Source organism: Mesorhizobium yinganensis (assembly GCF_040081985.1).
Taxonomy (GTDB): Bacteria; Pseudomonadota; Alphaproteobacteria; order Rhizobiales; family Rhizobiaceae; genus Kumtagia; species Kumtagia yinganensis.
This window is the reverse complement of sequence record NZ_JBEBMH010000018.1, coordinates 41,523-54,520: the sequence shown is the minus strand read 5'-3', so window position 1 is coordinate 54,520 and position 12,998 is coordinate 41,523. Positions and strand designations below refer to the sequence as shown.

Annotated in this window: 12 protein-coding genes and 1 pseudogene; 8 read left to right on the top strand and 5 right to left on the bottom strand. The window is 63.1% G+C overall.

Annotated elements, in window-relative coordinates:
- Positions 1-27: 27 nt before the first annotated feature.
- The 4 genes from ABMA59_RS25640 (at position 28) to ABMA59_RS25625 (ending at position 2,936) form a co-directional block, all read left to right on the top strand.
- Positions 28-468: a VOC family protein gene (locus ABMA59_RS25640; protein ID WP_349008221.1), complete on the top strand. Its 441-nt coding sequence runs from the start codon at positions 28-30 to the stop codon at positions 466-468.
- The gene (locus ABMA59_RS25635; RefSeq protein ID WP_349008220.1) at positions 465-986 is read left to right on the top strand and encodes a CoA-binding protein; all 522 of its coding nucleotides are present in this window, start codon (positions 465-467) and stop codon (positions 984-986) included. Before ABMA59_RS25640 ends, ABMA59_RS25635 begins: the two co-directional genes overlap by 4 nt.
- Positions 987-1,136: 150 nt before the next feature.
- Positions 1,137-2,420: an O-acetylhomoserine aminocarboxypropyltransferase gene (locus tag ABMA59_RS25630; RefSeq protein ID WP_349008219.1), complete on the top strand. Its 1,284-nt coding sequence runs from the start codon at positions 1,137-1,139 to the stop codon at positions 2,418-2,420.
- Positions 2,421-2,588: 168 nt separating this feature from the next.
- A complete protein-coding gene (locus ABMA59_RS25625) occupies positions 2,589-2,936 on the top strand; it encodes a cupin domain-containing protein (protein WP_349008218.1) in 348 nt (115 codons plus the stop codon).
- Positions 2,937-2,980: 44 nt separating this feature from the next.
- Here ABMA59_RS25625 and ABMA59_RS25620 read toward each other — a convergent pair whose 3' ends face one another.
- From ABMA59_RS25620 to ABMA59_RS25610, 3 genes and pseudogenes are all read right to left on the bottom strand, one after another.
- On the bottom strand, positions 2,981-3,583 hold the full coding sequence (locus ABMA59_RS25620; RefSeq protein WP_349008285.1) for a class I SAM-dependent methyltransferase: 603 nt from the start codon (positions 3,581-3,583) through the stop codon (positions 2,981-2,983).
- Positions 3,584-3,673: 90 nt separating this feature from the next.
- Positions 3,674-4,291 (bottom strand): annotated as a pseudogene (locus ABMA59_RS25615) (transporter substrate-binding domain-containing protein); the annotation flags it as partial.
- A gap of 14 nt (positions 4,292-4,305) precedes the next feature.
- Positions 4,306-5,577, bottom strand: coding sequence for a cytochrome P450 (locus tag ABMA59_RS25610; RefSeq protein ID WP_349008217.1), 1,272 nt, complete (start codon positions 5,575-5,577; stop codon positions 4,306-4,308).
- Positions 5,578-5,680: 103 nt separating this feature from the next.
- Here ABMA59_RS25610 and ABMA59_RS25605 point away from each other — a divergent pair, with 103 nt between their 5' ends.
- Positions 5,681-6,781, top strand: coding sequence for an NAD(P)/FAD-dependent oxidoreductase (locus ABMA59_RS25605; RefSeq protein WP_349008216.1), 1,101 nt, complete (start codon positions 5,681-5,683; stop codon positions 6,779-6,781).
- A gap of 19 nt (positions 6,782-6,800) precedes the next feature.
- Here the strand turns inward: ABMA59_RS25605 and ABMA59_RS25600 are convergent, their stop codons facing one another.
- The gene (locus ABMA59_RS25600) at positions 6,801-7,346 is read right to left on the bottom strand and encodes a hypothetical protein (RefSeq protein WP_349008215.1); all 546 of its coding nucleotides are present in this window, start codon (positions 7,344-7,346) and stop codon (positions 6,801-6,803) included.
- A gap of 257 nt (positions 7,347-7,603) precedes the next feature.
- Here ABMA59_RS25600 and clpP point away from each other — a divergent pair, with 257 nt between their 5' ends.
- From clpP to ABMA59_RS25585, 3 genes are all read left to right on the top strand, one after another.
- Positions 7,604-8,236: an ATP-dependent Clp endopeptidase proteolytic subunit ClpP gene (gene clpP / locus ABMA59_RS25595; RefSeq protein ID WP_349008214.1), complete on the top strand. Its 633-nt coding sequence runs from the start codon at positions 7,604-7,606 to the stop codon at positions 8,234-8,236.
- 298 nt (positions 8,237-8,534) lie between these two features.
- The gene (clpX, locus tag ABMA59_RS25590; RefSeq protein ID WP_349008213.1) at positions 8,535-9,806 is read left to right on the top strand and encodes an ATP-dependent Clp protease ATP-binding subunit ClpX; all 1,272 of its coding nucleotides are present in this window, start codon (positions 8,535-8,537) and stop codon (positions 9,804-9,806) included.
- 391 nt (positions 9,807-10,197) lie between these two features.
- Entirely contained in the window at positions 10,198-11,661 is a 1,464-nt protein-coding gene (locus ABMA59_RS25585; RefSeq protein ID WP_349008212.1) for a calcium-binding protein, read from the top strand.
- 7 nt (positions 11,662-11,668) lie between these two features.
- Here the strand turns inward: ABMA59_RS25585 and ABMA59_RS25580 are convergent, their stop codons facing one another.
- Positions 11,669-12,982 (bottom strand): YncE family protein, encoded by a 1,314-nt coding sequence (locus ABMA59_RS25580; RefSeq protein ID WP_349008211.1) that lies wholly within the window; start codon positions 12,980-12,982, stop codon positions 11,669-11,671.
- Between the last annotated feature and the right edge of the window lie 16 nt (positions 12,983-12,998).

The following is a 12,998-nucleotide window of genomic DNA, read 5'->3' as shown; positions in this document are numbered from 1 at the left end:
CGGCGCATCGGCCGGGAGGAGAAGGTCATGGAACCACGCATTTCGATCGTCACGCTGGGCGCAGACGACCTCGCCCGTGCTGTGCGTTTCTACGAGGCGATGGGCCTGAAGCGGAACGAGAGGATCACCGACGGCGTCGCCTTCTTCCAGATGGGTGGACTGATTCTGGCGCTTTGGACGCGAAAGGACCTTGCCACCGACGCTGGCATGGACGGCCTGCCGCCATCGAATGTCGGCAGCGCCCGCCCGGCCTCCGCGCTCGCCTACAACACCCGTTCCGACGAGGAGGTGGGCGAAGTGCTGGACATGGCCAAGGCTGCTGGAGGCACTGTGCTGAAACCGGCGCAAAAGGCGTTCTGGGGCGGCTGGTACGGTTATTTTTCCGACACGGAGGGCAACGTCTGGGAAGTCGCGCACAATCCCGACTTCCCGATCGACGCGGAAGGCAATATCTCATTGCCGTTATGAACCACGATTCCTATTCCAACGACTACATCGCCGAAATCTTGAACACGGTGAAATCGGTCGCCATCGTCGGCGCCTCGGCCAATGACGTGCGGCCGAGTTTCTTCGTCACCAAGTATCTGATCGACAAGGGATTTACCGTCTTCCCCATCAATCCGGGCCAGGCCGGCAAGGAAATCCTCGGCCGCATGACCTATGCGAAGCTGGCTGATGTGCCGGAGCCGATCGATATGGTCGACATCTTTCGCGCTTCCGCCGCCGTGCCGCCGATCGTCGACGAGGTGCTGGCGTTGAAGCCGCTGCCGAAGGTGATCTGGATGCAGTTGACGGTGCGCCATGACCAGGCGGCGGCGAAGGCCGAAGCGGCGGGCATAAAAGTCGTCATGAACCGCTGCCCCAAAATCGAATATGGAAGGCTCTCCGGCGAGATCGGCTGGAACGGCGTCAACAGCCGGGTGCTGTCCTCGAAGAAGCCGGTCATGCGCCAGGGTTTCCAGAGTTTCGGCGTTCGCCAGAAATAGGTAAGCCGCAAGAAGTTTGCCGCCAGACGTGAGAAATTGGCTGGCTTAACGGCTATCCATTGACGTCGGCGGAATTTTCTTCTTTGCATTCGCCCCGACGGGTCGACAAAGATAGTTCGGTTTTTCAAGACAACATCTTCTGGAGGAAACATGTCCCAGCGCACACCCGGGTTCGACACGCTCGCCGTCCATGCCGGCGCAAAACCCGATCCGGCGACCGGCGCGCGCGCCACGCCGATCTACCAGACAACCTCGTTCGTGTTCGACGACGCCGATCACGCCGCCTCGCTGTTCGGGCTTAAGGCGTTCGGCAACATCTATACCCGCATCATGAATCCGACGCAGGCGGTGCTGGAGGAGCGCGTCGCCGCCCTCGAGGGCGGTACGGCAGCACTGGCCGTGGCCTCCGGCCATGCGGCACAGATGCTGGTGTTCCACACCATCATGCGGCCGGGCGACAATTTCGTCGCGGCGCGCCGGCTCTATGGCGGCTCGATCAACCAGTTCGGCCACGCCTTCAAGAATTTCGGCTGGGAGGTGCGCTGGGCCGACCCGCGCGACGTGCCGAGTTTTGAAACTCAGATCGACGACAAGACCCGCGTCATCTTCGTTGAGAGCCTTGCCAACCCGAATGGCGAGTTCGTCGACCTTGAGGCGATCGGCAACATCGCGCGCAAGCACGGCATCCCGCTGATCGTCGACAACACGCTGGCGACGCCCTACCTCGTGCGGCCGATCGAGCACGGCGCCGATATCGTCGTGCACTCGCTGACGAAATTCATCGGCGGCCACGGCAATTCGATCGGCGGCGTGCTGGTCGACGGCGGCACCTTCGACTGGTCGAAGTCGGGCAACTATCCGATGCTGTCGGAGCCGCGGCCCGAATATGGCGGCATCGTTCTGCATGAGACCTTCGGCAATTTCGCCTTCGCCATTGCGGCGCGCGTGCTCGGGCTGCGCGACTTCGGCCCGGCCATCTCGCCCTTCAACGCCTTCCTGATCCTGACCGGACTGGAGACTTTGCCGCTGAGGATGCAGCGACATTGCGACAATGCGCAGAAGGTCGCCGAGCACCTTTCGAAACATGCCAAGGTGGCGTGGGTCTCCTATCCCGGCCTGCCGAACGACCCGAACGCGGCGCTGGCAAAAAAATATTCGCCCAACGGCGCCGGCGCGGTGTTTACCTTCGGCTTGAAGGGCGGTTACGAGGCCGGTGTTAAATTCGTCGAAGGGCTGGAACTGTTCTCGCACCTGGCCAATGTCGGCGACACGAAATCGCTGGTGATCCACCCGGCCTCGACCACCCACCGCCAGCTTTCCGACGAACAGAAGGTGGCCGCCGGCGCGGGGCCGGACACGGTTCGCCTGTCGGTCGGCATCGAGGACGTCGCCGACATCATCGCGGATCTCGACCAGGCGCTGACGAAGGCCTGATCCCTCGGCGGCCGGCGCGAATTTTTATCCGCGCCGGCCGTTTCATGCTGCGACAATTGGGCATCGTCCGGTTCCGTGTTGTCGGACATGGCAGCGATTGCCGGACGAGCGGTTGCGGCCGCACGTTTCAGCGCCGATAGTGTGCGCCGATCGCCAGCGAGGTCGTTCATGCCGTCGAAATTTCTGTCCGTCTCGTCCAACCTGATCCAGCCGGAGGACGGCGAACCCGCGCCGGACCGTGTCATCTCCGGCAAGCCAAAATTCCGCTCCTGGAACGTCGACGAGCAGGCGAACGGTCTCTATGCGGGGATTTGGGAAGCCACGCCGGGAAAATGGCACATCCAATATGACGAGTGGGAATTCTGCCACATCCTGTCCGGCGTCTCGATCATCGCCGAGGATGGCGGTGCGTCGCGCACCGTGACCGCCGGCGACAGTTTTGTCCTGCAGCCGGGCTTCAAGGGCACGTGGGAGGTCGTCGAGACCACGCGCAAGGAATATGTGATCCGGCTCTAAGCCTGCCGGTCGCCTTCGGATAGCCGACGACCAATATGTCTCGCCTAAGCTCGTTTGATCGCCAGCAGGTGCAGCCAGTCGGCCGGAAGATTGTAGTAGCTGCTGCCGGTTTCCACCGCCATGTCGATGGAGGCCCAGCGGTCGGGCCCGAGCGCCGCGCGCAGGAAATCGGCCTCGGGGTAGTTGTAATAGCGGCCGAACCTGTCACGGCCCTCGGCGGCGCCGGTCTTGAAGCTTGCATAGAAGGTTCCACCGGGCTTCATCGCAGCATGGATGCGGTCGATGATGCCGGCAAGTTCGGCCCGCGGCACATGCAACAGGCAGGCATTGGCCCAGACGCCATGGAACGCTTCCAACTCGGCGATCTCGTCGAAGAGCAGCACCTTGACCGGCTGGCCCAGCCGTTTCTCAGCCGCCAGTGCCATCTCCGGGGTGCCATCGGTGGGCGTGACGTCAAAGCCGGCGGCAAGCATCACCTCGCTGTCTCGTCCCGCGCCGCAGCCGAGTTCCAGCACCGAGCCTCGCGCCGGCAGCGTCGCCATGAATCTCCGGAGGTGCCGGTGCTCGGCCTCCGTGCCGCGCGTCGTGTAGGCTTGTGCCTCCCGCGCATAGAAGGCGATGGTGTCATCGTCCCTGGCTTTCCCCATTGCTGGAAGCACGCGATCGATATCGCTTTCGGAAAACCTATGGCGCGCCATCAGGTCGCGATGCCACGGGCCGCCGAGAATGTCACCGAGGCAGGCGTCGATTGCCTCCCGCAGCGCCGTATCTGTTCTGCGGAGCGCGAAGGCGCCGAACGCCGGCTGCTTCTCGGACAAAGGGACGTCGACCACCGCCAGAGGCGTTTCGGGCATTCGCGCCAGATAGCCGCGATGCACCATGGCGACGCTGGCATAGGCGTGCACCTCGCCGGCGGCCACTGCTTCTGCGGCGTCGGATTGGGTCGCAAACAGCCGTATCCGGTCTGGAGGGATGCCGTTTTCAAACGCGGTGCGACCCTGGACCTGGTCGGTAATGACACCGAGCAGTGCACAGCTGTCCGCCGCAATCGAGCGATAGCCCGCGAGGCCGCGTGGATTGTCCCTGGCGACCAGCAGTCCGTCCTGCAGCGACCAGATGGGCCGGCTGAAATCGACCAGGTTCTTGCGCTCCTCCGAGACGAACAGGCCGGTGGTCATTGTCCAGCGCCCGTCGGCCAGCCCAGGCAGCAGGTCGGCGAATTCGGTCTCGACCGGCTGGAAGGCAAGCCCCAACTGCCCGCAAACCGCGCGTGCAAGTTCCACATCGCAGCCGGAGACAATGCCGGAGGATTCCGTGAAGCAGAAAGGCGGTTCCTCGAGGAAGGCGAAGATCATTTCAAAGCTCCGCCTCAAACCGCCCCGCTGGGACCGTCGAACTGGACCGCGAGCCTTTCCAGCCCATGGAAATGATAGATGTCGCTGTAGGTGGGCGTCTCGGCCAGCCGCAGTGACGGCAAGCGGTCGAACAGGGTTTTCAGCGCTACCTGCAATTCCAGGCGGGCCAGCGGTGCGCCGATGCAGAAATGAATGCCGGCGCCGAAGGAGACGTTTTTCTGGTCCGGCCGGCCGGGACGGAAATCGTCCGGTTCCGAAAAGGCGAGCGGGTCGCGGTTGGCCGCGCCGAGCAGCAGGCCGACCTGGTCGCCCGGCTTCAGCACGACGCCTTCGGCGATCTCCGCCTCCTGGTAGATATGGCGCGTGAACATGTGCAGCGGCGGATCTAAGCGCAGGCATTCCTCGACGGTGGCTGCCGCCGCCTCGATCGTTTCGATAAACCGGCGCGGATCGCCGCCTTGCGCAAGGATCGTGCGGACGGCGTTGCCGGCCTGATGCACGGTTGCCTCGTGGCCGGCATTGAGCAGCAGGATGGCCGAGGAAACCAGTTCGTCTTCCGTCAGTTTTTGGCCGTTCTCATGCGCGGCGGTGAGCAGGCTGAGCAGGTCGTCGCCGGGCTGCCTGCGCTTTTCGGCGGCGTGGCCGCGGATGAAATCGGCGAAGGCGCGGGCAGAGGCGTTGGCCCGCTCGGCGTCGGCCCGGCCGGGCTTGTGCATATACATGCGCACCATGTCGTTCGACCAGGCGACGAGCTGCAGTCCGCTTTCAGCCGGCAGGCCCATCATCTCGGCGATCACGGCGGCGGGAAGCGGCGTGGCGAAGTCGCGGATCAGCTCGGCCTTGCCCGCACTCTCGAAGCCGTCGATCAACCGACTGGCCAAAGCCTCGATCTTCGGTCGCAACCTTTCGACCTGGCGGGACACAAAGGCGCGGTTGACCAGCGTGCGCAGCCTCGTATGGGCGGGCGGCTCCAGTTCGAGCAGCGACCCGGCCTCGACCGCATCGAAATCGGCAAGATGGCTTCGGTCCCCTGTGGCGGCCATTGCGGCGCGGTAGCCGCCGGGCCGCTCGCGCCCAAAACGCTTGTCGCGGAACAGCCGGTTGGCCTCGTCGAAACCGGCAAGGCACCAGAGGCCGAAATCCTCCCAGAACACGCAGCGCGCATTGTCGTGCATCCAGCGATAGGCCGGATAGGGGTTTTGCACGAATGCCGGCTCGTGCGGATCGAGGCGCATATGACCGGTGGAAGGATCGAAGGCGAGATAGGCAGGCTTGGCGGGTTCCATGAACGGCTGTGTACTCCGGCGCTGGACCGTCCGGAAGCGCCGCGTCGGATGACTTGCAGTGCCAGCCAAGCAAGCGCTATCTCCGGCCGGCATGGAGAAAAGCATGAACGTCATCGTCGTCGGCGCCGGCATTGCCGGCCTGTGCACCGCCTGGTCGCTGGTGAAGGCCGGCCACAATGTCACGCTGGTCGAGCAGGGGCCGATCCCCAATCCGCTCGCCGCCTCCGGCGACCATCACCGCATCATCCGCCGCGCCTATGGCAATGCGGCGGGTTATGGGCGGCTGATCACCGAAGCCTATGAGGCCTGGGACGAGATGTGGGCGGACCTTGGCGAAAACCATCTCGACCCGCGCGGCTTCATGTGCGTTTCGCGCGAGGAAGGCGATGAGGCGGAGATGCATCGCGAGGCGCTGGAAGCCGGCGGGTATCCGTTCGAGCTTTTCCAGCCGGAACAGGCGGTGGAGAAATGGCCGTTCCTGGAGCCGGGAACATTCCGCTACGCATTCTTTTCCACGGAAGGCGGCGCGCTGCATTGCCGAAAAATCGCTGGCGGCTTGCTGAAATGGCTGCGCGAAAACGGCGCCAACGTCTACGAGAACAGCAAGGTCGTCTCGGTCGAGGACGAGCGCGGTTCCGTCGGGCTGGAGGACGGCAGCGAGATTTTCGGCGATCGTGTGGTGGTGACGGCGGGTGCCTGGGTGCTGAAACTGTTTCCGGAACTTTCCGGCACGCTGAAGACCTATCGCACGGCGTTGGCTTATGTCGCGCCGCCGGCTGACCTGCGTGCCGCATGGGAGGCGGCGCCGGTCATCCTCGACGTGGGCGGAAAAACCGACGGCTACATGATCCCGCTGACGCGCGGGACCGGCATGAAATTCGGTTCCGGCCTGCACAAGGTCGAGACCAGCGATGCCGATTGGAACCGTGATCCGGTCGAAGGCGAGGGCGAGGCGATCCGCAACCTGTTCTCGCCGCCGATCGCGCGCATTTCGGAATATCGCGTGACCGAGGTCGTGACCTGCGCCTATACCTTCACCGACGACGAGCGGTTTTTCGCGACCGAAAAGGGCAAGGTTCTGATCGTCTCGGCCTGCTCGGGCCATGGCTACAAGTTCGGCGCGGCTGTCGGGCGGCGTGTCGCCGCCGCGGTCGGCGATGGCGATATCGCAAGTCTGAAGCGCTGGCTGGGGGCTGAGATCTAGGCGCAGTCTCTTCCGGCGATCAGCCGCAATGCCTGCGGATTTTCACGCGTTTCCAGCCGGTCGTGCCTTCGCTGACCAAGACCTGGCGTGCCACGGTCTGATAGGTCGCGGGCATATTGACGACGCGGCTTCCACCCGGCTGGATGATGACTTGCTCGATCTCGTAGCTGTAGACTGCGGGAATGACGATCCGCCGCTGGTATTCCGGCTGCACGACCACGGTCTCGGCGACCTGCTGGTAGCGCGCCTTGTTTTTGACCTTGCACAGCACCTTGCGGCCGTTGATCCAACGCCACTCCCATGAATAGCCGCCGCCGGCGATCTTGACCGTGCGGTAGCGTGTCTGCACGACTGCGGGCACGACTTCGTAGGTTACCTGTTCGGGCCGCATCAGCACGGAACGCTTGCGGGTTCCGTAGATCGGCGGGATCGCCTCGACATACTGGCTCGCCGGATTGACCTGCACGTTTTCGTAGACGGTGTCGTAGACCGGCGCAGTGCGGTACGGTTCGTAGCACTCGACGGCCTTGCCGCCGGCGAAAGAGTCCGAGACGGTGGCGAGCATGGTCGAACTTGCAACCGCCAAACAGAAAACCGGCCTCAAAGCCATTACCTGACACCCCATGCCGCAACCGATTGTTACATTAGAGAAGGCAGCGTCGCGGGAAAGTGGAATTTTAAGGTTTCGTTAACGCGCAAGGTTACTTCGCCGCGTTCAACGGTCGGCCTTGCGCAAGGCGGAGGCGGCATCCTATTTACGGAACAACGCAACACCGCACGATTCCGCCTGGGAAGGCGATTCACCCAAACAACGGACGCCCGATGAAGAACCCCGTCGAAACCTACATGAACCTCGTCCCGATGGTGGTCGAGCAGACCAACCGCGGCGAGCGCGCCTACGATATCTTCTCGCGGCTGCTCAAGGAACGCATCATCTTCATCACCGGTCCGGTCGAGGACGGCATGGCGACGCTGGTCTGCGCGCAACTCCTGTTCCTCGAAGCCGAGAACCCGAAGAAGGAGATCAATCTCTACATCAACTCGCCGGGCGGCGTGGTGACGTCGGGCATGGCGATCTACGACACCATGCAGTTCATCAAGCCAGCTGTCTCGACGCTGTGCATCGGCCAGGCGGCCTCCATGGGGTCGCTTCTGCTGACCGCCGGCCACAAGGACATGCGCTTCGCCACGCCGAATGCCCGCATCATGGTGCACCAGCCCTCCGGTGGCTTCCAGGGCCAGGCCTCGGACATCGAGCGCCATGCGCAGGACATCATCAAGCTCAAGCGCCGTCTCAACGAGGTCTACGTCAAGCACACCGGCAAGCCCTATGAGGAAATCGAGAAGACGCTCGACCGCGATCACTTCATGACCGCCGACGAGGCCAGGGATTTCGGACTGATCGACAAGGTCATTTCCAGCCGCGAAGCGGCAGAGGCACTTCAGCAGGGATAATGTCGACAAATCCGACGCTTGCGCCCAATGACACTTTTTTGACGCGAGCTGCGGCAATTCGGACACATTTTGCTGTTCCCTCGACGGGACGTGCGACCTACGTTAAGCCTATGTTGATTTTCGACGGCTTAGCTTTGCATGTGACCAACGGGACTGCGGCCGCGCCTTCAGGAATGAGTTTCGTGCGGAAGCCCCGTATGCGCCAAACTGCTGGCGTTCGGGCGTTTCCGCGGCTAATACTCGATGCCGACGCTTGGCCGCTTCGCCGGCGAGGCGGCACTAAAAGGACTTGGATATTATGAGCAAGGTCAGTTCCGGCGGCGGCGACTCCAAGAACACGCTGTACTGCTCGTTCTGCGGCAAAAGCCAGCACGAAGTGCGCAAGCTGATCGCCGGCCCGACGGTTTTCATCTGCGACGAATGCGTCGAACTCTGCATGGATATCATCCGTGAAGAGAACAAGACTTCGATGGTGAAGTCGCGCGAGGGCGTGCCGACACCGCAGGAGATTCTGAAGGTTCTCGACGATTATGTGATCGGCCAGCCCTACGCCAAGCGCGTGCTGTCGGTCGCCGTCCACAACCACTATAAGCGGCTGGCCCATGCCACCAAGAACAACGACGTCGAACTGGCGAAGTCGAACATACTGCTGATCGGCCCGACCGGCTGCGGCAAGACGCTGCTTGCCCAGACGCTGGCCCGCATCATCGACGTGCCCTTCACCATGGCCGACGCGACGACGCTGACCGAAGCCGGTTATGTCGGCGAGGACGTCGAGAACATCATCCTCAAGCTGCTGCAGTCGGCCGACTATAATGTCGAGCGGGCGCAGCGCGGCATCGTCTACATCGACGAGATCGACAAGATTTCGCGCAAGTCCGACAACCCGTCAATCACCCGCGACGTGTCGGGCGAGGGCGTGCAGCAGGCGCTGCTGAAGATCATGGAGGGCACGGTCGCCTCCGTGCCGCCGCAGGGCGGCAGAAAACATCCGCAGCAGGAATTCCTGCAGGTCGACACCGCCAACATATTGTTCATCTGCGGTGGCGCTTTCGCGGGATTGGACAAGATCATCTCGGATCGTGGCCGGAAAACGTCGATCGGTTTCAGCGCGACGGTGGCCGCGCCGGAAGAGCGGCGCACCGGCGCCGTGTTCCGCCTGGTCGAGCCGGAAGATCTGCTGAAATTCGGCCTGATCCCGGAATTCGTCGGCCGTTTGCCGGTGCTGGCGACGCTGGAAGATTTGGACGAGCCGGCACTGATCCAGATCCTGACCGAGCCGAAGAACGCCCTGGTCAAGCAGTACCAGCGGTTGTTCGAGATGGAGAACGTCGAACTGACGTTCCATGAGAACGCGCTGTCGGCCATTGCCAAGCGCGCCATCGAGCGCAAGACCGGCGCGCGCGGCCTGCGCTCGATCATGGAAGCCATCCTGCTCGACACCATGTTCGAACTCCCGGCGCTTGAAGGCGTTCAGGAAGTGGTGATTTCGGAAGAAGTGGTGACCGGCAGCGCCCGGCCGCTCTACATCTATTCCGAGCAGAAGGAAAAGAAGGGCGCCACCGCCTGACCGGCTGGAGCCTTTTGAGTTTCCAACGGCGCCTTCGGGCGCCGTTTTGTTTTGCGTGCCTGCGTTTTGGGGATTTGGCGTGCGCAAGCCGGCCGGGCCCCTGAAAAGCCGATCTGGCACCCGTTTCCCAGCAACTGACCCGGACCCCGCCGATATCGAAGGCTGAATGGGCTGTTGAGCCGGCGCCGCCGATGCGGCGCTCGGATGTCGGAGGGACATCCACTTCGGTGACACCAGCCTGACGCGCCGCCATCGTCTCGATACAATAGACGTGCAAGTTTGCAACATACAATGAACGACTCTCCAACTGAAGTGCCGGAGCGTCGGTCGCGAAGGCTACGTATCGGGCCGCCAGGGCGTGGTCTGGTCCATTCGAACCCGGAGGAAAACCATGCCGACCGTCAACCAGATCGCCGACTCCGATGTGCTCGGGCTTGGCGGTATGTTGAGCTTTCAACTTACCCAGGCCGCACAGAAGGAAGCGGGCAGCGATATCCTGTTCAAGACGGCGGACGGGTTTGTCTGGGGCCGCGCCGACGCCGCGGGTTCGCCGGGGGCGTTCGACATCCGTCCCGGCGGAATCGTCGTCAAAGGCACCAATATCACCTATGGCGCCGACGGCCTGCCGAGCGGAGGCACGATCACCTCGGTGAGCGTCATTCTCGACGGCGCTGCCCAGGGGAATGTCGTCACCTCTTCGCCGCTGTTCGAGATTACCGGCCTTGCGATAGACGGTGTGACCTTCCGCGATTCATTCATCACCGCCTTCCAGACTGGCAATTCGGTGCCGATCGAGAACAACTTCTTCGTGTTGCCCTGGACCTACAATGGCAGCGCAGGCGGCGACTTCTTCCACGGCAAGAACCTTGCCGACACCATTTTCGGCAATGACGGCAACGACGAACTCTTTGGCGCGGGCGGCAATAACAAGCTGTTTGGCGGCGCGGGCGACGATTTCCTGCGCGGCGGCGGTTCCGGCGCCGACTATCTCAGCGGCGGTTCCGGCGTCGACGTGGCGGATTATTCGGATTCGGGAACGAGTGTCACGGTCAGCCTGACCGACCCGACGCTCAACACCGGCAATGCCGCGGGCGACACCTACAATTCAATCGAGAACTTGCGCGGCTCGACCCTGAACGACACCCTCCACGGTAACGCGGGAGCCAATACGCTGGACGGCAATCTCGGTGCCGACACGCTGAAAGGCCTCGCCGGCAACGACCGTTTGGCAGGCAGCAGCGGTGACGACATCCTGATCGGTGGCCTCGGCGCGGACACGCTGGAAGGGTCGGACGGCAACGACACCGCCTCCTATGCCGAGGCAGCCGCGGGCGTGGTTGCAAGCCTTGCCAATCCGTCCATCAACAGGGGCGAGGCAGCGGGCGACAGCTATTTCGGCGTGGAGAACCTGACCGGCAGCGGTTTTGCCGATCAGCTCTTCGGCGACAACGGCGTGAATATCATAGCCGGGGGAGGGGGCGACGACTTCATCAAGGGATATGGCGGCAAGGATGTGGTGAGCGGCGGTGCCGGGCAGGACGTCTTCATCTTCAACTCGAAGCTGAACGCCGCCACGAACGTCGACGCCATCACCGACTACAATGTCGCTGCCGACACCATACACCTCGACAATCAGTTCTTCACCGCGCTGACGACGCTCGGCCCGCTGTCGGCATCGGCCTTCAAGAACATGGACCTCGCGGCGATCGATGCGAACGACCGGATCATCTACAAGCAGAGCACTGGCAATCTTTACTACGATGCCGACGGCTCCGGCACGGCTTTCGCGGCCATCAAGTTCGCGACGATCACCAACAATGCGGATCTGACGAACGCCGATTTCGTCGTGATCTGATTTTTGGCTACGCCGACGTGATGTGGCTGTGGCCGAAGAACATCGGATAGCGGCAGAGTTCGCGCACGAGACGGTGCGAGCCTCGCTCGAAAACGAAGAGGTTCTCCCAGTGGCCGGTCACGGCGTAATGCGCGCCGTCAGGCAGCAGCGTGATGCCGCAGGGATAACGCATGCCGATGGTGCGCGTGTCGAGGCGTTCCACGATGCCGCCGGTGGCGCCGTCGAAGACCATGAGTTGGTGGGTGCTGGGATAGCTCGCCAGCACCTGGTCGTGGCGCTCGTCGTAGCGGATGGACAGCCCGTGGCGCATCAGCCTGTTGGCGGCACGGTCGCCCATCTTGCCGATCGTCTTGCGGGAGGCGTCGTATTTGAGCGTTGCCGCCGGCATATAGTTCTGGCCGGCTTCCGTGGTGACGTCTGCTTCGTAGGCGACATTGTCGTCAGCATGGTTGCGCGCGTCCTCGCGGTCGCTGCCGTAGAGCGCCTGGATGGCGAAGATGCGGTCGAGGTTTCCGGCGGCGAGGTGGCGCAACTCGACCTTGCCGCGCCCTGTCTTGCGCTTGTCGACCAGCTTCCCGCTGGAAAGCTCGACCACCGTGATCGATGCCTCTACTACCGTGCGCGGCACCGTATGAGCGCCGGTCTTGGCCGAAACCGTGGAGCCGTAGTTGGCCGCGACGATGTATTTGCCGTCGGAGGTCAGCCTAATGTCGTGCGGATCGATGCCGAAGGTCGAATGACTGTCGGCGATCTTGAGGGTATTGGGGTCGCGGATGGTCAGGCGGCCATAATGGGCCTCGGGCTTGCCGTGATAGACGGCTGTCGGCGCGCGCTCGGACATGACGACGGTTCGGCCTCCGTCGAGGAAGACGGCGTGGCCGCCGCCGTTCCAACCGTCTTTGAACGATGGCGCAAGGGCCGCCATCTCCAGCGTGTCCGGATCGAAGGCGATATGATTGCGCCCATCCATCGAACACAGCACGCCGATCGATCGGTCGGGCGCAACTTCGACGTCGTGGGCGGCGACCGGCAGCAGCGTCTGCCTGATGGAACCGTCGAAGCCTATGCGCGTGAGCATCTTCTGCAGGCCGTCCGTATCGGGAAGGTTGCGGTTGAAGCGCCGGTTGCTCGATACCGGCTTGCCATTGGCGAAGGCGTGGTCGGGGTAATAACCCGGCACATAGACGGCGACGTTTTTGAGCTTGCGCGGGACGGCGCCCGGCTTTCGCGCTTCGGAAGGGGCAGCCGACGCCGCCGGCGTCGCGGCGGCGAGGCCGAGCAGGGCGCCGCCCGTCAGCAGTCCACGGCGATCGATTTTCACAGGACGGCCGCTTCGG

Excerpts from the sequence above, each read along its gene's own strand:
- ABMA59_RS25600 (WP_349008215.1), bottom strand. The coding sequence starts at position 7,346 with ATGCTCGCCACCGTCTCGGACTCTTTCGCCGGCGGCAAGGCCGTCGAG.
- ABMA59_RS25625 (WP_349008218.1), top strand. The coding sequence starts at position 2,589 with ATGCCGTCGAAATTTCTGTCCGTCTCGTCCAACCTGATCCAGCCGGAG.
- ABMA59_RS25605 (WP_349008216.1), top strand. The coding sequence starts at position 5,681 with ATGAACGTCATCGTCGTCGGCGCCGGCATTGCCGGCCTGTGCACCGCC.
- clpP (WP_349008214.1), top strand. The coding sequence starts at position 7,604 with ATGAAGAACCCCGTCGAAACCTACATGAACCTCGTCCCGATGGTGGTC.
- clpX (WP_349008213.1), top strand. The coding sequence starts at position 8,535 with ATGAGCAAGGTCAGTTCCGGCGGCGGCGACTCCAAGAACACGCTGTAC.
- ABMA59_RS25620 (WP_349008285.1), bottom strand. The coding sequence starts at position 3,583 with ATGGGGAAAGCCAGGGACGATGACACCATCGCCTTCTATGCGCGGGAG.
- ABMA59_RS25635 (WP_349008220.1), top strand. The coding sequence starts at position 465 with ATGAACCACGATTCCTATTCCAACGACTACATCGCCGAAATCTTGAAC.
- ABMA59_RS25610 (WP_349008217.1), bottom strand. The coding sequence starts at position 5,577 with ATGGAACCCGCCAAGCCTGCCTATCTCGCCTTCGATCCTTCCACCGGT.
- ABMA59_RS25640 (WP_349008221.1), top strand. The coding sequence starts at position 28 with ATGGAACCACGCATTTCGATCGTCACGCTGGGCGCAGACGACCTCGCC.
- ABMA59_RS25585 (WP_349008212.1), top strand. The coding sequence starts at position 10,198 with ATGCCGACCGTCAACCAGATCGCCGACTCCGATGTGCTCGGGCTTGGC.
- ABMA59_RS25630 (WP_349008219.1), top strand. The coding sequence starts at position 1,137 with ATGTCCCAGCGCACACCCGGGTTCGACACGCTCGCCGTCCATGCCGGC.